This window comes from Rubrivivax sp. A210 (assembly GCF_904426505.1).
Lineage (GTDB): Bacteria > Pseudomonadota > Gammaproteobacteria > Burkholderiales > Burkholderiaceae_C > Rubrivivax.
Genome location: NZ_CAJGBN010000071.1, coordinates 85,786 through 106,286, shown reverse-complemented (window position 1 = coordinate 106,286; position 20,501 = coordinate 85,786). Strand labels below are relative to the sequence as shown.

Here is a 20,501-nt window from a genome sequence, read left to right as displayed (position 1 = left end):
TGCGGATGGTACGGCGGGAGGCCGGGTGGAAATCAAGCGATCGGTGTTGCTGCCGTATTCCGTCGAGGACATGTTCGATCTCATCGAGAGGGCCGAGCACTATCCCCAGTTCCTGCCCTGGTGCGCCAGCGCCACCGTGCTGGAGCGCAGCGATGAGTGGGTGGCGGCGCGGCTGGAGTTCAGCTACCTGAAGATCCGCTTCGCCTTCCAGACGCGCAACCCCAAGCGCCGGCCCGAGTGGCTGCGGGTGTTGCTGGTGCAGGGCCCATTTCGCAACCTGCAGGGCGACTGGCGCTTCACGCCCATCGGCGGCGTCGGCTGCCGGGTCGATTTCGCGATGACCTTCGAAGTGGCCGACGGCCGCCTCGATGCGCTGGCCGGGCCGGCCGCCGGGCTGGTGGCCAAGCAGATGGTCGACGCCTTCGTCAAGCGCGCCGCCGCCACCTTGAAGGAATTTGCCCCAGCGCAAATCGCGCCCCCCGCGCCAGCGCAAACTGTGGTCGCGGCAGCCCCCGCCGCGGCACCCGAGCCTCCTCCCCAGGCCGTTGCCGCCGCGCCGGAGCCCGTGCCTGTGCGTGCCGGGCCCATGGCCGCCGTACCGACCGAGGTTCCCTTGAGCGCTTCCTCTTCCACGCTGCCTACCCCGCTGATCGACGACGTCATCGCCTCGCCGCTGGCGCGCTTTCTCACCCCCGCCCAGGCCGCCGTGCTGGCCGGCGTGGTCACCAGCCACACCCATGCCGCCCACGACGTGCTGGCGCGCGAAGGCGCGGCCGACAACCACCTCTATGTCGTCGCCGAGGGCGCGCTCGGCGTCATCAAGCACCTGGGCACGCCCGACGAAACCACGCTCACCACGCTGGCCAAGGGCGGCTTCGCCCACGAGCTGGGCTTCCTCGACGGCGCCGTGCGCTATGCCTCGCTGGTGGCCACCAGCGCCGCACGGGTGCTGGTGCTGGAGCGCGAGGCGCTCGAAAGCCTGATCGAGAGCCATCCGCGCCTGGTCTACGACGTGATGCGCGCCATCGCCGCCAATGTGCACGTGACGCAGACGCGACTGTCCATCCAGGCCGCCGAGCTGACCAACTACATCGTCAAGCAGCACGGTCGCTACTAGAGCCGGCCCAGGCCGGCCGGCACCCAGGCCGGCATTTCGAGCCGGCACTGCGCCAGCAGCGCCGCGTCGGCGAACACCGCCGCCGGCGCGCCGTCGGCTCGCACGCGGCCCTCGCTGAGCACCACCACGCGGCGGCAGACCTCGAGCGCGAGGGCCAGGTCATGCGTGGCCAGCACCAGGGTCTGGGGCAGGCCCTTGAGCAATTCGATCAGGCGCCGCCGCGCCGCGGGGTCGAGGTCGGACGAGGGCTCGTCCAGCACCAGCACCTCGGGCGCCATCGCCAGCACGCCGGCGATGGCCACGGCCCGCTTCTCGCCGCCCGAGAGCCGCCAGGGTGCGCGCGCCGAAAGGTGGGCCGCAGCTACGCGCTCAAGCGCCGCCTGTACGCGCGCCGCCACCGTGGCCGCGTCCAGGCCCAGATTGCTGGGCCCGAAGGCCACGTCTTCGGCCACCGTGGGCATGAAGAGCTGGTCGTCGGCCTGCTGGAAGACATAGCCGACGCGGCGGCGGATCTCGCGCAGCGTGGCCGGCGCCACCGCCATGCCGGCGATCAGCACCTGGCCTTCGGCGGCAGTGAGCAGGCCGTTCAGATGGGCCAGCAGGGTGGACTTGCCGGCGCCATTGGCGCCCACCAGGGCCACGGTCTCGCCGGCTTCAATGCGCAGATCGACGCCGCGCAGCGCCGCCGTGCCATCGGGGTAGACGTGGGCCAGGTCGCGCAGCTCGACCGCTGCCGGGGTCGCCATCAAGCCACCATCATCCCGCCAGCCACCGTGCGGCAACGATGGCCGCGGCCCAGCCGGCGACATGGAGGCTGTCGCCCGCGCGCCAGCGACTGCCGTGGGCCAGGTGCAGACGGCCGTCGTAGCCGCGCGCCAGCATGGCCTGATGGATGCGGCCGGCGCGCGCCAGCGTGCGCAGCAGCCACTGGCCAGCCATGGGCGCCCAGACGCGCAGCGGCGGGCGCCGTGCGGCACCGGCGCGCAGCTGCCAGGCCGTGTGCATGCGCGCGCCCTCGTCCAGCATCACGAAGGCATAGCGGTGCAGCAGCAGCAGTTGCGCTGTCAGCAGCTCGGGCATGCCCAGGCGCGTGAGTGCGGCACACAGTGGGCGCAGGCCGGTGGCGGCCACCAGGGTCAGCGCCGTTGTCACGGATAGCACGCCGCGCAGCAGGGTGGCCGCCAGCACCAGCCAGCCGTGGGCGATCTGGGCGCCGCCGGGCAGGCGGGCCGGCGCGCGGTCCAGCCAGGGTGACGCGCCCACGGCCAGCAGCAGCAGCGGCAGGGCCAGCAGCAGCGCGCGGCCCAGCAGGGCGAAAGGCAGGCCACAGCGAATCACCATCCAGGCCGGATAGGCGGCCAGCAGCAGCAGCGGTGCCACGCGGTCACGGCCGCAAGAGAGCACGGCCAGCAGGAAGAGCGCCGTCACCAGCAGGTGGGCGCGCGCATCTTGTTGGGGGCCGCGGTGCGTGGCCAGGCCGTCAAGGGCGCGCAGCTGCTCCAGCGCCGCGGCATGCGGCCTCATGGGGCCGTGGCGGGGCTCGGTGCCGGCGCCGCCGTGGCCGCGCCGGCGCGCGCCAGCGACCACTCCAGCCCGTCAGGCAGCGGCGAGGCAAACCACGACAGCACGCCGCCCGCCACCAGTGCCGCCAGTGCTGCGCGCCGCATCAGCGGCCGGCGCCACTCGGCGCCGGGGTCCGTGCGGCGCAGCAACTCGGGTGCGTTGGCGCGCAGAAACGCCAGCAGCGCCGCCGTCGCCAGGCCCTCGGCAATGCCGATGGCCAGATGGATGGGTTGCATCAGCCAGGCAAAGGTCTGCCACGGCAGCCCGGCCACGCCCGACAGCGCCGTCTCGGCCACCACGCCGGCCGCGCCCAGTTGCAGGCCCACGACGGCCGCCACCAGCGCGGCAATGCCAGCGCGTCGCGCGGAAGGCGCGGCGCCAGCCAGCGGCCGATACAACAGCGGGTAGGCCAGCAGGCAGGGCAGCACACCCAGGTTGAAAAGGTTGGCGCCCCAGGCCAGCAGGCCGCCGTCGGCGAAGATGAGCGCCTGTATGCCCAGCACCGAGGCCATCACCACCAGGGCAGCGGCCGGGCCGACCAGGATGGCCAGCAGCAGCCCGCCACCCAGATGGCCGCTGGAGCCGGTGGCCGGGATCGCGAAGTTCAGCATCTGCAGCGCCAGGATGAAGGCGCCCAGCACGCCCATCAGCGGCACCAGGCCCTCGTCGGCCTGCGTCTTGAGCCGGCCCTCGTCGGCCTGCGCTTTCAGGCGGCGCGTGGCCCAGGCCAGGGCGGCGGCGCTGGCCGCCCACATCGTGCAGCCCACCGCGGGTGACAGCAAGGCGTCGGCCATGTGCATGCAGGGCACTCCGGCGGTGGTGGCCGCTGCGGCTTCAGAAGGTGTGAAGGAACCGTCGCGAGCGGCCCGAGCTTGGCTCGAGCACCGCAGCCGTACACCCGCACTTTGATGCGCGCAGGGCCGAGATCGGGTCGCGCAGCAGGTTCATTCGCGCCTTCTCAGGACAGGAGGATGGCGACGCAAAGCACCAGCGACAGCATGACCTGGAAGGTGGCCGTGCGCGCCAGCAGCGGATTGAAGGCCGGGCCCGGCGTGGCGCGCCAGAACTGGCGCACCAGGCCCAGGGCCATGGGCAGCGTGATGAGCGGGATCAAGAGCGCCCAGCCGAAGCGCGCCTGCTCGGCCAGCACGCCCAGCAGCGCATAGGGCAGCAGCATCAGCAGCGCGTACTCCCAGCGGCTGAAGGCCCGCCCCATGCACACCGCGAGCGTGATCTTGCCGACCTGACGGTCGGGGTCGAGGTCGCGGTAGTTGTTGACCACCAGCACCGCCGACGCCGGCAGGCCGACGATGGCCGCCGCCGCCCACACCGCCGGGCTCAGCGTCAGGGTCTGCAGGTAGTAGCTGCCGCAGACGGCGACGAAGCCGAAGAAGAGCAGCACCACGGCGTCGCCGAAGGGCGTGTAGGAAATGGGCCGCGGCCCGCCGGAATAGGCCATGGCCGCCAGCGCCGAGAGCACGCCCAGCAAGAGGATGGCCCAGCCGCCGTGCCAGGCCAGGGCCAGGCCGGCCAGCGTTGCCAGGACGAAGCAGGCGCGCGAAGCGGTGCGCACCTGGGCCGTGCTGAGCAGGCCCAACTGGGTGGCGCGCGGCAGGCCCAGGCGGCCGGCGCGGTCGGTACCGCGCTCGAAATCGCTCACGTCGTTGTCGAGGTTGGTGCCGGTCTGCAGCAGCAGCGCGCCCAGCATGGCCAGCAGCATCACCGCCCAGTCGATGCGGCCGGTCTCGACCCAGGCCAGCGAACAGCCCACCAGCACCGGATTGATGCTGATCGACAAGGTATGCGGGCGCGCGGCAATGACCCAGGCCCGCCAGGCCGAAAGCCGGCGGTCACCCGCAATGGCAGCGCGTTCCTCGATCTGCATCCATCCACCTCCTGCACCCGGGCGCCGCCCCAAAGGGCTTGCGTGGTGCGTCTGGCGCGGAGTCTAACCAGCGCCGGCTGAAGTGAGGCCCCCGCTCCCGGCGGGTGGGCGGGGCCTGTGGGGCTTGCTTGACCTGGATCAGACGGGCCCGGCCCGCCGCTTCCTAGAGTGAGCCCCGACCGACGCGTGGCGCACCCCTGCTGTGCATGCCTGTGCCAGGCCGGACGGAAAGGATGCGATGAGCCCCGTCGGAATCACGCTGCTGATGCTGCTGGGCTTTGCCGGCTTTGGCTGGCTGGCCTGGCGCAAGCTGCGCATCGTCATCGCCCTGGCCCCCGATGTGCGCTGGGCCGACGCCGGCGAGCGCGCACTCAGCGTGCTCGTCAACGGCCTGCTGCAGCAGCGCATGCTGAGGCGCGAATGGCGGCCGGGGCTGATGCACGCGGTGATCTTCCTCGGCTTCTGCTCGCTGCTGCTGCGCAAGCTGCAGCTCATCGCCATCGGCTATTTCGAGCCGGCGTCGTTTCCCGATGCCTTTGGCGGGCCCTTCGCGGCCTTCAAGGACGGTGTCGAGCTGGCCGTCACCGCCGCCGTGCTCTACGCCTTCTGGCGCCGCTTCGTGCTGCGCCCGCCGCGGCTGGAGCCCAACCGCGAGGCCATCCTGGTGCTGGGCCTGATCCTCACCATCATGGTCACCGACTTCGCCTTCGATGCCTTCCGCTTCGCCCGCCTCTCGCCGCTGCACGCCTCGGTGGCGCACGAGCAGGGCTTTGCCTTCATCGGCGGCGCGCTGGCCCAGGCTGCGGCGGGCTTGAGTGCGCCGGCCCAGGCCGTGGGCTACCACCTGTCGTACTGGTTGCAGATGGCGGTGGTGTTCGCCTTCCTGGTGCTGCTGCCGGCAGGCGAGCACTTCCACATCGTCACCGCGCTGCCGGTGCTCTTCTTCCGCCGCGGCCGGCCGGCCCACCGCGTGCCCTCGGTCGACATAGCCAAGCTGATGGAGGCCACCGACGAAGCCGACATGAAGGCGGGCGTGCGCACCGTGCGCGACCTGACGTGGAAGGAAGGCCTGGACGCCTTCACCTGCACCGAATGCGGCCGCTGCAAGGACGCCTGCCCCACCCATCTGACCGGCAAGCCGCTGTCGCTGAAGAAGGTACACGACAGCGTCAAGCACCACCTGCTGGAGCAGGGCGAACTGATCGTCGCCGGCGACCCCGAATCCAAGCTGCCGGCCCTGGTGGGCCCGGTGATCGGCGAAGAGACGTTGTGGGCCTGCACCAGCTGCGGTTATTGCGAGGCCGCCTGCCCCATCGAGCTGGAGCACCTGGACAAGTTCTTCCGCATGCGCCAGCACCAGGTGATGATCGTCGGCGAGTTTCCGCACGAGCTGAAGAAGGTCTTCGAGGCCTGGGAATCGCAGGGCAATGCCTGGGGCCTGGCGTCCGATCAGCGCGGCGACTGGGCGCGCGAGCTGGGTGTGCCCGTGGTGCGCAGCGCGGCCGACATGGAGGGGCTGGAGCTGCTGTTCTACGTGGGCTCGGCGATGTCCTACGACCCGCGCGGCCAAAAGATTGCGCGCGCCTTTGTCAGCGTGCTCCAGCATGCCGGCGTGCGCTTCGGCATCCTGGGTGCGCGCGAAGGCTCCACCGGCGAATGCGCGCGCCGTGTCGGCAACGAGATGCTGTTCCAGCAGCTCGCCACCGGCCTGGTGGCGACGCTCACCGAGATGGGCGTGAAGCGCATCGTCACCTGCGACCCCCATGCGCTGAACAGCCTGCGCAACGAATACCCCGAGTTTGGCGGCCACTACGAGGTGGTACACCACACGGCGCTGATTGCCGAACTGATGCGCCAGGGCCGAGTGAAGCTGCAGCCCAGCCCCCAGCGCGTGGTCTTCCACGACCCCTGCTACCTGGGACGCCACAACGGCGAGTTCGACGCGCCGCGTGAAGTGCTGGCGCGCCTGGCGGGCGGTACGCCGCCGCTGGAGTTTGTGTTGGCGCGCGAAAAGTCCATGTGCTGCGGTGCCGGCGGCGGCCGCATGTGGATGGAAGAGACGACAGGCACGCGCATCAACGTCGCCCGCGCCGAGCAGGCCCTGGCCCAGGCCCCCGAGGTGGTGGCCACGGCCTGCCCCTATTGCGCCGTGATGATGGGCGACGGCCTGGCCGCCGCGCGGCCCGACGTGGCGCCGCCCACGCGCGACATCGCCGAGCTGGTGGCCGAGGCGCTGACGCAGCCGGCTTGATCTGGAACAAGGCCGGCGCAGAAGTGGCCTTGTTCATGCATCTTTGCGGTGCCAGCATGGTCTTCTCATCCTTCACGGATCACGAGGAGAGGACCATGTCCTTGGCCAGGTTCCTGCAGTTTCCCCTTGCCGCGCTCTGCGCGCTGCTGCTCACGCTGGCCTGGGGCGATGCCCAGGCCCAGGGCAAGCCCAAGACGCCGGGCTATGACGTGGCCGACTGCTACGACTGCCACAAGGAGGTCAAGGAGTTCCACGCAGCCGGCCAGCACAAGACTGTGGCCTGCCACAGCTGCCACGAGGGCCTGGCGGCGCACGGCGCCAAGGGCAAGGGCCGGCCGGTCACCAAGACCGACTCGGGCACCTGCGGCAGCTGCCACCAGAACCAGTACCGCACGCTTTACGCGATGAACTTCGAGAAGACGGCGCAGAAGGAGAAGGTGCTGGCCACCGGGCCCTCGCCCGACCCGGCCTTCGACAAGCTGATGATGCCGCACGGCTTCACGCGAGAGCATAACGAGCCCCGATCGCACGCCTTCATGCTCTACGACCAGTTGGTGGTCGACCGCGCCTTCGGCGGCCGCTTCGTCAACAAGCAGGGCCGCGAAGGCCTGGCACGCGCCGGTGGCGACTTCAAGATCTGGGACGTGCTGGTCGACCAGTACCCGGGCGAGCCGCACAAGGTCTTCAAGCCGGGCACGGCGGCGGCGGCCAACCCGGTGTGCATGTCGTGCAAGACGGCCGACCACATCCTCGACTGGGCCTACCTGGGCGATGCCGAGCCCAAGGCCAAGTGGAGCCGGCTGTCCAAGGTGAACGAGTTCATCAAGGACGTGAACCACTCGATGAACTGCATCTTCTGCCACGACCCGCACAACGCGAAGCCGCGCATCATCCGCGACGGCCTCATCCAGGCGCTCACGCGGCCCGAGAAGGACACGCTCTGGCACGCCGACCCCAAGGGCGCCAAGATCGACGTGCGCGACTTTGGCGAGCGCGGCTACACGCGCAAGATCGCCATGCTCAGCCGCTACGACACCAAGCTGCAATGCGGCCAGTGCCATGTGGAATACAACTGCAACCCCGGCACCGACCCGGTCACCGGCAAGCCCATCGGCATGGACGACCCGCGCACCAATCACTTCCCCTTCAAGGACGTGAACGGCATCGCCAAGCACTACACCGACCTGCGCTTCCGCGACTTCAAGCACGGCATCACCGGCGCCGGCCTCTGGAAGGCCCAGCACCCCGACACCGAGACCTACTACAACAGCCGCCACGACAAGGAAGGCGTCGAGTGCAGCGGCTGCCACATGCCCAAGATGAAGGATGCCAAGACCGGCAAGACCTACACCTCGCACTGGCAGACCAGCCCCAAGAACTATGTCAAGGAAGCCTGCCTGGGCTGCCACAAGGTGTGGACCGAGAAGCAGGCCATCTACACCATCGATTCGATGAAGAACAAGTACCAGGGCAAGCTGCGCAAGGCCGAGTTCTGGCTCACCCGCTTCGTCGACAAGTTCGAGGAGGCGCAGAACCTGGGTGTCGACAAGGCCGTTCTCGACGATGCGCGCGGCCGCCACTACGAGGCCCATGTGCACTGGGAGTACTGGACCGCTTCCAACGGCAGCCACTTCCACAACCCCGACCTCGCGATGGAGTCCATCAACAAGGGCATGGTCATCTCGCAGGGCGGCATCAAGCTGCTCGACGAGGCGATGGCGGCCAGGCGCGGGCTCGGCAGGCCGGTGGCCGCGGCCACGCCGGCATCGGCCCCGGCGGCACGCTGAGGCGCCGTGATGGCAGCGGCCCGCATGGCGATGCAGGCTGAGGGTCGGCGCTGGCGCCTGCCGCGGCGCTGGGGGCTGCCCGCGCTGGCCGGTGCGCTGGCGCTGGCCGCCTGGTTGGGCTGGCGCGCCCTGGCCCCGGCCGCCGAGGCCGAGCTGCCGCCGCTGGCGGCCGATTCAGCCGCCGATACCCGCTACGAAGCGCTGGCGCAGCAGATCGCGCGCTATCCCCGTGACGCCCGCGCCCGCGTGCTGAAGGCGCGCATGGACCTGCGCGCCGAGCGCTTCGATCTCGCCGTGGCCGGCTACCGCCAGGCGCTGGAGATGGCGCCCAAGGTGGCACGCGATGCCGGCGTCTGGGTCGAACTGGCCGAGGCCCTGGGCCTGGCCCAGGGTGGCCGCCTGGCCGGCGAGCCGACGGCGCTGATCGCCCGCGCTCTGGGTCTGGACGCCGACCATCCGCAGGCGCTGGACCTGGCCGGCAGCGCCGCCTGGGAGGCGGGCGACTTCGCCGGTGCGGCGACGCACTGGCGGCGCCTGCGGGCCCGGCTTGCGCCCGGCGATACTCGACACACCGAACTCTCAGCCGCCATCGTGCGCGCCGAGCAACGCGCCCGGCTGGCCCTGCCGCCGCCCCGCTGAGCGCCGCGCCGGCCGTGATGGCCCACCCTCGACGCCATCCCGCCCATGACCGCAGCCGCCACCCCCGATCTGCTCGACGCCCTCGTCGTCGGCGCCGGCATTTCCGGCCTGTCTACCGCCCAGGGCCTGCGCCGCGCCGGCCTGCGCGTGCAGGTGCTCGAGGCCGAGCCGCGCGCCGGCGGCGTCATCACCAGCGTTGCAAGGGGGGGCGCGCTCTACGAGCGCGGGCCCAACAGCGCGCTCGACACCACGCCGCTGATCGGCGAGATGGTCGAGGCCCTGGGCCTGCAGGGGCAGATGCGCTTTGCCAGCGAGGCGGCGGCCAAGCGCTATGTGGTGCGCGGCGGCGCCCTGCATGCGCTGCCGATGTCGCCGGGCGCCTTTTTGCGCACGCCGCTGTTCTCGGCCGGCGCCAAGCTGGGGCTGCTGCGCGAGCCCTTCGTTGCGCGCGGCGATCCGGCACGCGAGGAAACCATCGCCGCCTTCGTGCGCCGCCGCCTCGGGCCGGAGTTCCTGGACTACGCCATCGACCCCTTCGTTGCCGGCATCTATGCCGGTGACCCAGAGCAGATCTCGGTGCAGGCGGCCTTCCCCAAGCTGCAGGCGCTGGAGCAGCGCTGGGGCAGCCTGATCCGCGGCCAGATCCTCGGCGGCGCCGAGCGGCGGCGGGCCAAGGAGACGGCCAAGAACACCGCCAAGAGCTTTTCCTTCGCCGGCGGCATGCAGGTGCTGACCGACGCCCTGGCCGCCACCGTGGGCCCGCTGGCGCTGGAGACCCGGGTCACGCGCATCGCGCGGGGCGGCGACGGCGTCTTCACGGTCGACGCCCAGCGCGCCGGCGAGGCGCTGCGCTGGCGCACCCGCGCCCTGGTGCTGGCCACGCCCGCCGATGTCACGGCCACGCTGCTGCGCGAGCACGCGGCCGACGCCGCGGCTGCCTTGCAGGAGATCGCCTATGCGCCGGTGGCCACGGTCGCCAGCGTCTATGCGCGTGCGGATGTGGCGCATCCGCTCGATGGCTTCGGCTGCCTGGTGCCGCGCCGCGAGGGCCGCCGCGTGCTGGGCGTGCTGTTTTCCAGCAGCATGTTCGAGGGCCGCGCGGCGGCCGGCGAGGTGCTGCTCACCAGTTTCATCGGCGGACGGCGCCAGCCCGAGTTGCCGGCGCTGGACGAGGCCGCCATTGCGGACATCGCCTGGGTCGAGCACCAGGCCCTGCTGGGCGCCGGCGCCGCGCCGCGCTGGCAGGTGGTGACGCGTTGGCCGCGCGCCATCCCGCAGTACACGCTGGGCCATCTGGGCCGGGTTGCGCGCGCCACCGCGGCGGCGCAGGCGCTGCCCGGCCTGTTTTTCGTCGCCAACTGGAAGGGCGGGGTTGCGGTGGGAGACTGCATCCGCAACGGCCAGGAGGGCGCGCGGGCGGTGGCTGAATGGCTGGGCGGCACAGCCCGCTAGAGCACGCAAGAGTCCCGCAATAGCCCGCTGGTGCCGGTTGGAGCCCGCCAGGGCCGTCTCGAGGCCGATGCTTGCCTGCGACAAGCCGTCATGGCCGCGCAGGCAGGGGCGGCTATCATGCCCGCGCGCTCCCGCAGCGCCCAGGAACCGACCCGCCCATGGACAGATCCGTCTTTCGCCCGATCCACACCAACGCCTGCGAGGTCGAGTGCTCGAGCTGCAATCTGCGCGAGATCTGCCTGCCGGTGGGGCTGACGCGGCTGGAGATGGAATACATCGATTCCCGCCTCGTCGCCACCCGCCGCAAGGTGGCGCGCGGCGCCCCGCTCTACCAGGCGGGTGACCGCTTCGAATCGCTCTACGCGGTGTGGACCGGCTTCTTCAAGACCGCCGTCAACTCGCAGGACGGCCGCAGCCAGGTCACCGGCTTCCAGCTCGGCGGTGAACTGCTGGGCCTGGACGGCATCGGCTCGCGCCGCCACGAGGTCGACGCCACGGCGCTGGAAGATTCCCAGGTCTGCGTCATCCCCTTCGAGGCGCTGGAGTTGCTGTCCGCCGAGGTCGCCTCGCTGCAGCTGCAGCTGCACCGCATCATGAGCCGCGAGATCGTGCGCAACCAGGGCGTCATGTTGCTGCTGGGCAGCATGTATGCCGAGGAGCGCCTGGCCGCCTTTCTGCTCAATCTGACCAACCGCCTGCAGGCGCGCGGCTTCTCGGCCAGCTCGGTGCTGCTGCGCATGACGCGTGAAGAGATCGGCAGCTTTCTCGGCCTGACGCTGGAAACCGTGAGCCGCACCTTCTCGAAGTTCCAGGCCGACGGCCTGCTCTTCGTGCGCAACCGCCAGATCCGCATCACCGATCCGGTGGGCCTGCAGCAGGTGCTGAACGGCGCCGCTCACTAAACAAGACCCCCCCGAAGCGCCTTCGGCGCCTCCCCCCAGGGGGCAACGCCAGCGGCCCGGCAGAGCCGGTTCCGCGGCGTTTGCTTGATGGGGCCGCGCAGCGCGGCGAAAGTCTCAGGGGTTCTGGCCTTGCCGGCCGATGTTTGACCGGAGTCAATTCGGCCCCATGCTGCGGCGCGGCATCCGGGCGCACACTGTGGGCAACGAAGGCTTTGCCGCCCACCGCCGTGCATTCCACCCTCACCGCTCCTGACGCAGCCGTCTGCGACGCCGTCCTTGCCGGCCACGGCCGCGACCCTCATGCGCTGGTGCAGATCCTGCGCGAACTGCAGGCCGCCGTCGGCTGGCTGCCGCGGCCGGCGCTGGGCCGCGTGGCCCAGGCCCTGGGGCTGACGCTGGCCCAGGTGGAGGGGGTGGCCGGCTTCTACCGCTTTCTGCACCTGGCGCCGGTGGGGCGCTTTCGCGTGCTTTTCAGCGACAACGTCACCGACCGCATGGGCGGCAGCGAGGCGCTGATGGCCGATCTCTGCCGCCGCCTGGGCGTGGCGCCCGGCCACGTCTCGCGCGACGGCCTCGTCAGCGTGGACCGCACCTCATGCACCGGCCTGTGCGACCAGGGCCCGGCGCTGCTGATCAACCACCAGCAGGTCGTAACCCGGCTGGATGCGCGCCGTGTCGCGCTGATGGCCGACTTGATACGCGGGGGCACGCCGGTCGAGCAATGGCCGGCGGCCTGGTTCGAGGTACACGACCACATCCAGCGCGCCGACGTGCTGCTGGGCGAGCCGCCCGCGCCGGGCAGTGCGCTGGCGGCAGCCCTGGCGCGCGGCGCTGACGCGACGCTGGCCGAGGTCAAGCGCGCCAGCCTGCGCGGCCGCGGTGGCGCCGGCTTTGCCACCGGCACCAAGTGGGAGCTGTGCCGGCGCGCGCCCGGCGCCGAACGCGTGGTGGTCTGCAACGCCGACGAGGGCGAGCCCGGCACCTTCAAGGACCGCGTGCTGCTCACGCGCCAGGCCGACACCGTGTTCGAGGGCATGACCATCGCCGCCCTGGCCATAGGCGCGCGCCGCGGCCTCGTCTACCTGCGCGGCGAATACCGTTACCTGCTGCCGGCGCTGCAGGAGGTGCTGGCGCGCCGCCGCGCCGCCGGCCTGCTGGGCACGGCCATCCAGGGCCGCGCCGGCTTCGATTTCGACATCGCCATCCATCTCGGCGCCGGCGCCTATGTCTGCGGCGAGGAAAGCGCGCTCATCGAATCGCTGGAAGGCCACCGCGGCACGCCGCGCATACGCCCGCCCTTCCCGGTGGAGGCCGGCTACCTCGGCCTGCCGACGGTGGTGAACAACGTCGAGACCTTTTGCGCGGCGGCCCACATCGCCCTGCACGGTGGCGCCTGGTGGGCCGGCATCGGCACGCCCAAGTCCACCGGCACCAAGATCCATTCGGTCTCGGGTGACTGCGAACGGCCCGGCCTCTACGAATACCCCTTCGGCACCCGCATCGGCCGCATCCTCGAGGACTGCGGCGCCCATGACACCCAGGCGGTGCAGGTGGGCGGACCCTCGGGCGTGTGCCTCTCGGCCTTCGAGTTCGGCCGCCGCATCGCCTTCGAGGACGTGCCCACGGCCGGCGCCTTCATGGTCTTCGACCGCAGCCGCGACATGTTCGAGGTGGCGCGCGCCTTCGCCCACTTCTTCGCCCACGAGAGCTGCGGCTTCTGCACCCCCTGCCGCGTCGGCACGGCGCTGGTGGTCAAGCGCATGGACAAGTTGGCCGCCGGCCAGGGCTCGCGCCACGACATCGACGTGCTGTTCGAACTCGACAAGCTCATGCATACAGCCACCCACTGCGGCCTGGGCGCCGCCGCCTGCAACCCGCTGCGCGACACCATCCTGAAGTTCCGCCCCGCTTACGAGAAGCACCTGAAGTCGCTCTACTTCGAGCCCGGCTTCGACCTCGACGACGAGCTGTCCATCGCGCGCCGCATGACCGGCCGCGACGATGCCGGCGCCTATCTGGAGGACGCCAAGTGAGCGCCGGCCGCTACGAGCAGGACGGCAGCCGCAGCTTCACGCTGGACGGCGAAGACCTGCACTTCCACCCCGGCGACAGCGTGCTGCAGGCGGCCACGCGCGCCGGCCGCTACATCCCCCACCTGTGCTGGCACCCCGATTTCCAGGCCCACGGCTCCTGCCGCATCTGCACCGTCAAGGTCAATGGCCGCGCCGCCGCCGCCTGCACCGTGCAGGCCGCCGCCGGGCTGGATGTGGAAAGCAATACCGAGGAGCTGAACGCCCACCGCAAGACGCTGCTGCAGATGCTCTTCGTCGAGGGCAACCATTTCTGCCCCAGCTGCGAGAAGAGCGGCCACTGCCTGCTCCAGGCCACGGCCTACGAGATGGGCATGGAAGGGCCGCACTTCGAGGAGTTCTATCCTGATCGCCCGGTCGACGCCAGCCACCCGGACATCCTGCTCGACTTCAACCGCTGCATCCTGTGCGAGCTGTGCGTGCGCGCCAGCCGCGACGTGGACGGCAAGAACGTGTTCGCCATAGGCGGCCACGGCATGGGCACGCGGCTGCTCGTCAACAGCGCCAGCGGCCGCCTGGGCGACACCGACATGAACCTCGCTGACCGCGCCGCCCAGGTGTGCCCGGTGGGCGTGATCCTGCCCAAGCGGCGCGGCTTCGTCGTCCCCATCGGCGAGCGCCGCTACGACGCAAGGCCGGTTTCGGCCCAGGTCGAAGGCGAGGACCAGCCATGAACCCGGTGCTGCCCCACGGCCCGCGCAAGCTGAAGGTGGCCACGGTTTCGCTGGCCGGCTGCTTCGGCTGCCACATGAGCCTGCTCGACATCGACGAGCGCCTGCTCACGCTGCTCGAGCGCATCGAATTCGACCGCTCGCCCCTCACCGACATCAAGGAAATCGGCCACTGCGACATCGGCCTCGTCGAGGGCGGGCTGTGCAATGCCGAGAACGTGATGGTGCTGCGCGAGTTCCGCGCCCATTGCAAGACCCTGGTGGCGGTGGGCGCCTGCGCCATCACCGGCGGCCTGCCGGCGCAGCGCAACCACCTCGACCTGGGCGTGATGCTCACCAACGTCTACGGCAGCCGCCACGGCCTGGCCGCCGGCAGCGCCATCCCCAGCGACCCCGAGCTGCCGCTGCCGCTGAACAAGGTCCACCCCATCCACGAGGTCGTCCACGTCGACTACTTCCTGCCCGGCTGCCCGCCCTCGGCCGATGCCTTCTGGGCCTTTCTCAACGACCTGATGGCCGGCCGCACGCCGCATCTGGGCCACGGCCTGATCCACTACGACTGAACCATGAGCGCCCCACTTGAAACCGCGGCCCACCCGGCCGGCCTGCGCCGCGTGGCCATAGAACCGGTGACGCGGGTCGAGGGCCATGGCAAGGTCACCCTCCTGCTCGACGACGCCAACCGCGTGCAGCAGGTGCGCCTGCACATCGTCGAATTCCGCGGCTTCGAGCAGTTCATCCAGGGTCGCCCCTACTGGGAAGTGCCGGTGATGGTGCAGCGCCTGTGCGGCATCTGCCCGGTGTCGCACCACCTGGCGGCCAGCAAGGCACTCGACCGCGTGGTCGGCGCGCGCCCGGTCACGCCCACGGCCGACAAGATCCGCCGCCTGATGCACTACGGCCAGGTGATGCAAAGCCATGCGCTGCATTTCTTTCACCTCAGCTCGCCCGACCTGCTGTTCGGCTTCGACAGCGAGGTGGCGCGCCGCAACATCGTCGGCGTCGCCGCGGCCCACCCCGAGATCGCCAAGAAGGGCGTGCTGCTGCGCAAGTTCGGGCAGGAGGTCATCCGCGTCACCGCCGGCAAGCGCGTGCACGGCACGGGCTCGGTGCCGGGCGGCGTCAACAAGCACGTCAGCGCCGCCGACCGCGAAGGGCTGCTGCGCGACCTGGCGCAGATGAAGGCCTGGGCCATCGACGCCGTGGCCATCGTCAAGAGCCTGCACGCCCAGAACCCGGCGCTGTACGACCATTTCGGCGAGAGCCGCGCCCACATGCTGTCGCTGGTGCGCGGCGACGGCGCGCTCGATCTCTACGACGGCGTCATCCGCGCCCGCGATGCCGATGGCGGCCTGATCTTCGACGGCGCCAGCGACCAGGGCTACCTCGACCTCATCGAAGAAGAGGTCAAGCCCTGGAGCTACATGAAGTTTCCCTATCTGCGCAGCCTGGGCCGCGAGCACGGCTGGTATCGCGTCGGCCCGCTGGCGCGCTTGCAGAACTGCGATTTCATTCCCAGCCCGCTGGCCGAGGCTGAGCGGCGCGAATTCGTCGCCTGGGGCCGCGGCCAGCCCATCCATGCGCCGCTGGCCTACCACTGGGCGCGCATGGTCGAGGTGCTGCACTGCGTGGAGGTCATCGAGCAACTGCTGGACGACCCCGACATCCTTGCCGGCGACTTGATGGCCGGCGGCGCGGTGGCGCGCGGCGAGCGCCGCAGCGGCGTCGGCGTGATCGAGGCGCCGCGCGGCACGCTGATCCACCACTACGAGGTGGGCGACGACGACCTCGTCACCATGTGCAACCTCATCGTCAGCACCACCCACAACAACCAGGCCATGAACGAGGCCGTGCGCTCGGTGGCGCGTGAGTACCTGGACGGCCGCGAGCTCACCGAGGGCCTGCTCAACCACATCGAGGTCGCGATCCGCGCCTACGATCCCTGCCTGTCCTGCGCCACCCATGCGCTGGGCCAGATGCCGCTGGAAGTGGCCCTGGTCGGCCCCGGTGGCGAGACCGTCGACCGCGCCCGCCGCGAGGGTCCGGGGCGCTTCGAGCACCTGGCCCTGGATCAGGCGCTGAATCCGGTGTCCGCATGAGCCGCAGCCCGCCGCCGGTGCTGGTGTTCGGCTGGGGCAATCGCAGCCGCGGCGACGACGCCCTGGGGCCGCTCTTCGTCGAGCGACTGCGCGCCATGCTCGAGCCTTGCGGCGGCGTCGAATGCCTGGACGACTACCAGTTGCAGCCCGAGCACGCGCTCGACCTCGTCAGCCGCGCCCGCGTGCTCTTCGTCGACGCCAGTCTGGACGCCGCACCGCCCTATGCCGTGAGCACGGTGGAGCCGCAGCGCGACGCCAGCTTCAGCAGCCACGCGATGTCGCCCCAGGCGTTGCTGCAGGTCTACCGCGACCTCCACGGCAGCGAGCCGCCTGCCGCCACGCTGCTGGCGATACGCGGCGAGCATTTCGAGCTGGGCCAGGCGCCCGGCGACGCCGCGATGGCCCATCTGGAAGCCGCGCTGGCCTGGGCCCAGGGCTGGTTGAAGGGCTGAGCCTCCTCAGCCCAGTTGAAGCGCAAAGGCGTCGAGCTGGTCGATGCAGAGGTTCCAGCCCTCGTAAAAGCCCATCTCGGCATGGCGGTCGCGCGTGGCCGCGTCGAGGTGCATCGCGGTGGCGGTATAGCGTGTGCCCCCGCCCTCATCGGCGAAGGTGAAGATGGCGGTCATCGGCATCCATGACGTGGCCGGGCGCCAGTCGGCGATCAGGCAGGAAGTGCTGACGATGCGCTGCTGCGGCACGATCTCCAGAAAGCAGCCCGGGTTGTCGCTGGTGCCGCCGTCGGGGCCGCTCATGAAGGTGTGGAAGGCGCCGCCCGGGCGCAGGTCGAAGGCGCGCACCTCGGTGGTCCAGGGCTTGGGGCACCACCATTCCTTCAGCAGCGCCGGGTCGGTCCAGGCACGCCACAACTGGGCGCGGCGGGCGCTCAGCAGGCGCGAGATGACGAGGTCGTGAGTGGCGGCTTGGCTTGTTTCGGGCATGGCGGGCTCGGGCGGTGGTGGCAGACCGGCCGCATCTTGCAGCCGGCCGCCTTCCCGAGCAACAAACCCCCTCAGCCGATCGACTCCACCTGCCGGCTCTGCTGGTAGGCACTGCCATAGCGGTTGGCCAGGAAGTCGGGCAGGGCCACCTCTTCCTGGCGGATGAAGCCGCGCTGCGGCAGCTTGCCCTCGCGGAACAGGTCGACCGCGGCGCAGATGCCGGCGGCGGTGGTGATCTGGATGGCCGACAGCGGCGCGGTCTCGCTGCGGTCGGCGAAGATCTTGCGCGCGAAGACCTCCTGCACCAGGTTGCCGCCGCGCAGGCCGCTGACGGTGACGAAGACCAGCACCACGTCCTGCATCGTGCTGGGAATGCTCTTGCGCATGATCTCCTTGAGCGTCGCCGTGTCCTTGTTGAGCTGCAGTTCTTCCAACAGCATCTTCATCAGGTCGCGGTGGCCGGGGTAGCGCACGCTCTTGTAGTCCAGCGTCTGCACGCGGCCTGCCAGGGTCTCGCACAGCGTGCCGAGGCCACCGCTGGTGTTGAAGGCCTCGTACTCGGTGCCGTCGAGGCTGAAGTGCTCCAGCCCTTCGAGCGGCAGCACCTCGATGTTGCGGCCCTCGCGGATGGCCTCGCAGGGGTGGCAGTACTCGTTGATGAGGCCGTCCACGCTCCAGGTCAGGTTGTACTTGAGGCTGTTGGTCGGAAAGGCCGGCAGCGCGCCGACGCGCATCTTCACGTCGATCAGGGTGTCGAAGCCCAGCGCCAGGTGGTGGGCGACGATGCCGATGAAGCCCGGCGCCAGCCCGCACTGCGGCATGAAGGCGGTGGGCGCGCCCTCGGCCAGGGCCTTGATGGCGCGTGTGGCGGCCACGTCCTCGGTGAGGTCGAAGTAATGGCAGCGCGCCTCGCGCGCCTGCGTCGCCGCCAGCGTGGCCAGGTGGTAGGGCAGGGCGTTGATCACCGCGTCCTGGCCGCGCAGCACGGCCAGCACGGCCGCCGCGTCGTCGGTCTCAGCCTGCACGGTGCGCACGGGCAGCGCGGCCAGGCGCGCCAGCGCGGCGGCGCTGCGGTCGACCACGGTGAGCTGGTAGTCGCCGCTGGCGGCAAGCAGATGGGCGATGGTGTGGCCGATGTGGCCGGCGCCGAGCAGGGTGATGCGCATGGCAGTCTTTCGTAGCGGGTTGCGGGCGGCGGCCGAGAGCGGCCACTGCCGGGCAGTCTAGGAAAGACGGCTGACGAAAGAAACTGCGTGTTCGTCGAAACGACTTGAGATTTCGACTAATTGACCGCCGATTGCTGCAATTTGTCTTCCGCCATCTTGGCCTTGAGCGCGCGCCCCTGTTCGCGCTTGTGGCGCGTGGCGGCTTTCTCGTAGTTGGCCTCGGCCACCTTGCGCATCTCGATGGCGCGGTCCAGCGCGGCGTGGAAGCGCGCCAGCGTGTAGGTGTTCTCGGTGCCGATGTAGATGGAGCGCCGCAGCGGCTTGTCGCCGTAGCGCGGGATCAGCACGCTCAGGCTGCAGTCGCGCGTGCGGCTGCCGCGCCGCAGGCGCACGATGGGGCCGCTGATGCCGGGCGGCAGATCGCTGGTCTTGCTGGCGCTGGGGCCGCGCTGCAACAGCGATGGTGCTGGCAGCTTGGCGATGCGCTTGAGCAATTCCTTGGTGGCGGCCGCCAGTGCCGTGGCCGCACCGCTGCCATCGACGCTGTGGTCGGAGTAAAGGCGGGTACCGCCGTAACGCAGTTGCCATCCATGGGTGGCGCGGTGGTCTATGCGCTGGATGCATTGCGGGACCTGGAAGGTCTCGCCGCTGAAAATGATGACCTCACGAAATTTCATCGCAGGAGCCGAGCCTCGGTAGACGTTTCTCCCTGCTACCTCTTCTATTCTTGGGGTGTCTATCGACACCGTGTAGTTCGACTGTAGGACTGCCCCCCACCCTCGCGCCGTCGGGGGTATCGAAACCGCTCCGACTGGGCAATATGGCATGACGCTGGACACTTTGGACCGCCGCCTGATCGCACTGCTGCAGGCTGACGCCCGCAGCAGCACCGCCGATCTGGCGCGCCGCCTGGGCGTGGCGCGCACCACCGTGCTGGCACGGCTGGCGCGGCTGGAGAAGCAGTCGGTGATCGTCGGCTACACCGTGCGCCTGGGCCAGGACGAGGGCGAGCGCGGCGTCGAGGCCTATGTCGGTATCGCCACCGAGCCCAAGGCGGCGCGCCTGGTCACGCAGCGCCTGGCGGCGATACCCGAGCTGCGCCAGCTCTGCTCGGTGAGCGGTGAGTTCGACTACCTGGCGTTGCTGCGCGCGGAATCGCCGGCGCGGCTGGACGCGCTGCTCGACGAGATCGGCGCCATCGACGGCGTGCTCAGGACCACCACGTCGGTGGTGTTGGCGCGGCGCATTGACCGCCTCTGAATGCCGCTCAGGCGGCGAGCTGCGCCCGCATCGCGGCTATGACGGCGCGGTAGTCGGGCTGGCCGAAGATGGCGCTGCCGGCGACGAACGTGTCGGCGCCGGCGTCGGCGACGCGGCGGATGTTGTCGATCTTGATGCCGCCGTCGACCTCGAGCCGGATGTCGCGCCCGCTGGCGTCAATCAGCTTGCGCGCCCTTTCTATCTTGCGCAGCGCGCTGTCGATGAAGCTCTGGCCGCCGAAGCCGGGGTTGACGCTCATGATGAGCACCAGGTCGACCTTGTCGATCACCCATTCCAGCACATCCAGCGGCTCGGCCGGGTTGAACACCAGCCCGGCCTGCTTGCCTTCACCCTTGATGAGCTGCAGGGTGCGGTCGACGTGGGCGCTGGCGTCGGGGTGGAAGCTCACCAGGTCGGCCCCGGCCTTGGCAAAGGCCAGGGCCAGCGCGTCCACCGGCTGCACCATCAGATGCACGTCGATGGGCACGCTGCTGTGCTTGCGCAGCGCCTGGCAGACCATGGGCCCGAAGGTCAGGTTGGGCACGTAATGGTTGTCCATCACGTCGAAATGAATCCAGTCGGCACCGGCGGCGATGACGTCGCGCAACTCCTCGCCCAGGCGGGCAAAGTCGGCCGAAAGCAGGCTGGGCGCGATGCGGTAGGTCTTCATGGCCCCATTCT

General features: G+C 70.4%; 20 protein-coding genes. 12 read left to right on the top strand and 8 right to left on the bottom strand.

The window, feature by feature from the left end; all coding sequences use genetic code 11:
- Positions 1-25: 25 nt before the first annotated feature.
- Positions 26-1,117 (top strand): SRPBCC family protein, encoded by a 1,092-nt coding sequence (locus JMV16_RS22740; RefSeq protein ID WP_201496607.1) that lies wholly within the window; start codon positions 26-28, stop codon positions 1,115-1,117.
- Here JMV16_RS22740 and JMV16_RS22735 read toward each other — a convergent pair.
- The 4 genes from JMV16_RS22735 to JMV16_RS22720 all read right to left on the bottom strand — a co-directional run bounded on the left by JMV16_RS22735 (position 1,114) and on the right by JMV16_RS22720 (position 4,565).
- Complete coding sequence (locus JMV16_RS22735) at positions 1,114-1,863, bottom strand: energy-coupling factor ABC transporter ATP-binding protein (protein ID WP_201496606.1); 750 nt, start codon at positions 1,861-1,863, stop codon at positions 1,114-1,116. The genes JMV16_RS22740 and JMV16_RS22735 overlap by 4 nt on opposite strands.
- A gap of 10 nt (positions 1,864-1,873) precedes the next feature.
- A complete protein-coding gene (locus JMV16_RS22730) occupies positions 1,874-2,641 on the bottom strand; it encodes an energy-coupling factor transporter transmembrane component T family protein (protein ID WP_201496605.1) in 768 nt (255 codons plus the stop codon).
- Positions 2,638-3,480 (bottom strand): energy-coupling factor ABC transporter permease, encoded by an 843-nt coding sequence (locus JMV16_RS22725; RefSeq protein ID WP_201496604.1) that lies wholly within the window; start codon positions 3,478-3,480, stop codon positions 2,638-2,640. Before JMV16_RS22725 ends, JMV16_RS22730 begins: the two co-directional genes overlap by 4 nt.
- Before the next feature lie 158 nt (positions 3,481-3,638).
- Positions 3,639-4,565, bottom strand: coding sequence for a 1,4-dihydroxy-2-naphthoate polyprenyltransferase (locus tag JMV16_RS22720; RefSeq protein ID WP_201496603.1), 927 nt, complete (start codon positions 4,563-4,565; stop codon positions 3,639-3,641).
- A 238-nt stretch (positions 4,566-4,803) separates the two neighbouring features.
- Here JMV16_RS22720 and JMV16_RS22715 point away from each other — a divergent pair, with 238 nt between their 5' ends.
- From JMV16_RS22715 to JMV16_RS22670, 10 genes are all read left to right on the top strand, one after another.
- Complete coding sequence (locus JMV16_RS22715) at positions 4,804-6,816, top strand: (Fe-S)-binding protein (protein WP_201496602.1); 2,013 nt, start codon at positions 4,804-4,806, stop codon at positions 6,814-6,816.
- A gap of 95 nt (positions 6,817-6,911) precedes the next feature.
- Positions 6,912-8,603, top strand: a complete 1,692-nt coding sequence (locus JMV16_RS22710; protein ID WP_201496601.1) for an ammonia-forming cytochrome c nitrite reductase subunit c552 — start codon at positions 6,912-6,914, stop codon at positions 8,601-8,603.
- A gap of 9 nt (positions 8,604-8,612) precedes the next feature.
- Positions 8,613-9,242, top strand: coding sequence for a tetratricopeptide repeat protein (locus tag JMV16_RS22705; protein ID WP_201496600.1), 630 nt, complete (start codon positions 8,613-8,615; stop codon positions 9,240-9,242).
- A gap of 45 nt (positions 9,243-9,287) precedes the next feature.
- Complete coding sequence (gene hemG / locus JMV16_RS22700) at positions 9,288-10,694, top strand: protoporphyrinogen oxidase (protein WP_201496599.1); 1,407 nt, start codon at positions 9,288-9,290, stop codon at positions 10,692-10,694.
- Positions 10,695-10,852: 158 nt separating this feature from the next.
- Positions 10,853-11,596: a helix-turn-helix domain-containing protein gene (locus JMV16_RS22695; RefSeq protein ID WP_201496598.1), complete on the top strand. Its 744-nt coding sequence runs from the start codon at positions 10,853-10,855 to the stop codon at positions 11,594-11,596.
- Positions 11,597-11,823: 227 nt separating this feature from the next.
- A complete protein-coding gene (locus tag JMV16_RS22690) occupies positions 11,824-13,629 on the top strand; it encodes an NAD(P)H-dependent oxidoreductase subunit E (RefSeq protein WP_201496597.1) in 1,806 nt (601 codons plus the stop codon).
- Entirely contained in the window at positions 13,626-14,360 is a 735-nt protein-coding gene (locus JMV16_RS22685) for a 2Fe-2S iron-sulfur cluster-binding protein (RefSeq protein WP_201496596.1), read from the top strand. The genes JMV16_RS22690 and JMV16_RS22685 overlap by 4 nt, the downstream gene beginning before the upstream one ends.
- Positions 14,357-14,920, top strand: coding sequence for an NADP oxidoreductase (locus JMV16_RS22680; RefSeq protein ID WP_201496595.1), 564 nt, complete (start codon positions 14,357-14,359; stop codon positions 14,918-14,920). Before JMV16_RS22685 ends, JMV16_RS22680 begins: the two co-directional genes overlap by 4 nt.
- Before the next feature lie 3 nt (positions 14,921-14,923).
- Positions 14,924-16,456 carry a Ni/Fe hydrogenase subunit alpha gene (locus JMV16_RS22675; RefSeq protein ID WP_201496594.1) on the top strand — a complete coding sequence of 511 codons (1,533 nt, stop codon included), beginning with the start codon at positions 14,924-14,926 and terminating at the stop codon, positions 16,454-16,456.
- Positions 16,453-16,908: a hydrogenase maturation protease gene (locus tag JMV16_RS22670; RefSeq protein ID WP_201496593.1), complete on the top strand. Its 456-nt coding sequence runs from the start codon at positions 16,453-16,455 to the stop codon at positions 16,906-16,908. Before JMV16_RS22675 ends, JMV16_RS22670 begins: the two co-directional genes overlap by 4 nt.
- A 6-nt stretch (positions 16,909-16,914) precedes the next feature.
- Here the strand turns inward: JMV16_RS22670 and JMV16_RS22665 are convergent, their stop codons facing one another.
- The 3 genes from JMV16_RS22665 to JMV16_RS22655 all read right to left on the bottom strand — a co-directional run bounded on the left by JMV16_RS22665 (position 16,915) and on the right by JMV16_RS22655 (position 19,237).
- Positions 16,915-17,394, bottom strand: coding sequence for an SRPBCC family protein (locus tag JMV16_RS22665; protein WP_201496592.1), 480 nt, complete (start codon positions 17,392-17,394; stop codon positions 16,915-16,917).
- A gap of 71 nt (positions 17,395-17,465) precedes the next feature.
- On the bottom strand, positions 17,466-18,560 hold the full coding sequence (locus JMV16_RS22660; protein ID WP_201496591.1) for a saccharopine dehydrogenase family protein: 1,095 nt from the start codon (positions 18,558-18,560) through the stop codon (positions 17,466-17,468).
- Between the two features lie 116 nt (positions 18,561-18,676).
- Entirely contained in the window at positions 18,677-19,237 is a 561-nt protein-coding gene (locus JMV16_RS22655) for a hypothetical protein (protein WP_201496590.1), read from the bottom strand.
- Between the two features lie 148 nt (positions 19,238-19,385).
- On the opposite strand from JMV16_RS22655, the gene JMV16_RS22650 reads away from it, so the two are divergent.
- Positions 19,386-19,820, top strand: a complete 435-nt coding sequence (locus JMV16_RS22650; RefSeq protein ID WP_201496589.1) for an Lrp/AsnC family transcriptional regulator — start codon at positions 19,386-19,388, stop codon at positions 19,818-19,820.
- A gap of 7 nt (positions 19,821-19,827) precedes the next feature.
- On the opposite strand, the gene rpe is transcribed toward JMV16_RS22650, so the two are convergent.
- On the bottom strand, positions 19,828-20,490 hold the full coding sequence (rpe, locus tag JMV16_RS22645; RefSeq protein ID WP_201496588.1) for a ribulose-phosphate 3-epimerase: 663 nt from the start codon (positions 20,488-20,490) through the stop codon (positions 19,828-19,830).
- Positions 20,491-20,501: the final 11 nt, after the last annotated feature.

Bases quoted from the DNA above. Each gene is read 5' to 3' on its own strand.
- JMV16_RS22735 (WP_201496606.1), bottom strand. From the start codon at position 1,863: ATGGCGACCCCGGCAGCGGTCGAGCTGCGCGACCTGGCCCACGTCTAC.
- JMV16_RS22730 (WP_201496605.1), bottom strand. From the start codon at position 2,641: ATGAGGCCGCATGCCGCGGCGCTGGAGCAGCTGCGCGCCCTTGACGGC.
- JMV16_RS22725 (WP_201496604.1), bottom strand. From the start codon at position 3,480: ATGCACATGGCCGACGCCTTGCTGTCACCCGCGGTGGGCTGCACGATG.
- JMV16_RS22720 (WP_201496603.1), bottom strand. From the start codon at position 4,565: ATGCAGATCGAGGAACGCGCTGCCATTGCGGGTGACCGCCGGCTTTCG.
- JMV16_RS22715 (WP_201496602.1), top strand. From the start codon at position 4,804: ATGAGCCCCGTCGGAATCACGCTGCTGATGCTGCTGGGCTTTGCCGGC.
- JMV16_RS22710 (WP_201496601.1), top strand. From the start codon at position 6,912: ATGTCCTTGGCCAGGTTCCTGCAGTTTCCCCTTGCCGCGCTCTGCGCG.
- JMV16_RS22705 (WP_201496600.1), top strand. From the start codon at position 8,613: ATGGCAGCGGCCCGCATGGCGATGCAGGCTGAGGGTCGGCGCTGGCGC.
- hemG (WP_201496599.1), top strand. From the start codon at position 9,288: ATGACCGCAGCCGCCACCCCCGATCTGCTCGACGCCCTCGTCGTCGGC.
- JMV16_RS22695 (WP_201496598.1), top strand. From the start codon at position 10,853: ATGGACAGATCCGTCTTTCGCCCGATCCACACCAACGCCTGCGAGGTC.
- JMV16_RS22680 (WP_201496595.1), top strand. From the start codon at position 14,357: ATGAACCCGGTGCTGCCCCACGGCCCGCGCAAGCTGAAGGTGGCCACG.
- JMV16_RS22675 (WP_201496594.1), top strand. From the start codon at position 14,924: ATGAGCGCCCCACTTGAAACCGCGGCCCACCCGGCCGGCCTGCGCCGC.
- JMV16_RS22670 (WP_201496593.1), top strand. From the start codon at position 16,453: ATGAGCCGCAGCCCGCCGCCGGTGCTGGTGTTCGGCTGGGGCAATCGC.
- JMV16_RS22665 (WP_201496592.1), bottom strand. From the start codon at position 17,394: ATGCCCGAAACAAGCCAAGCCGCCACTCACGACCTCGTCATCTCGCGC.
- JMV16_RS22660 (WP_201496591.1), bottom strand. From the start codon at position 18,560: ATGCGCATCACCCTGCTCGGCGCCGGCCACATCGGCCACACCATCGCC.
- JMV16_RS22655 (WP_201496590.1), bottom strand. From the start codon at position 19,237: ATGAAATTTCGTGAGGTCATCATTTTCAGCGGCGAGACCTTCCAGGTC.
- JMV16_RS22650 (WP_201496589.1), top strand. From the start codon at position 19,386: ATGACGCTGGACACTTTGGACCGCCGCCTGATCGCACTGCTGCAGGCT.
- rpe (WP_201496588.1), bottom strand. From the start codon at position 20,490: ATGAAGACCTACCGCATCGCGCCCAGCCTGCTTTCGGCCGACTTTGCC.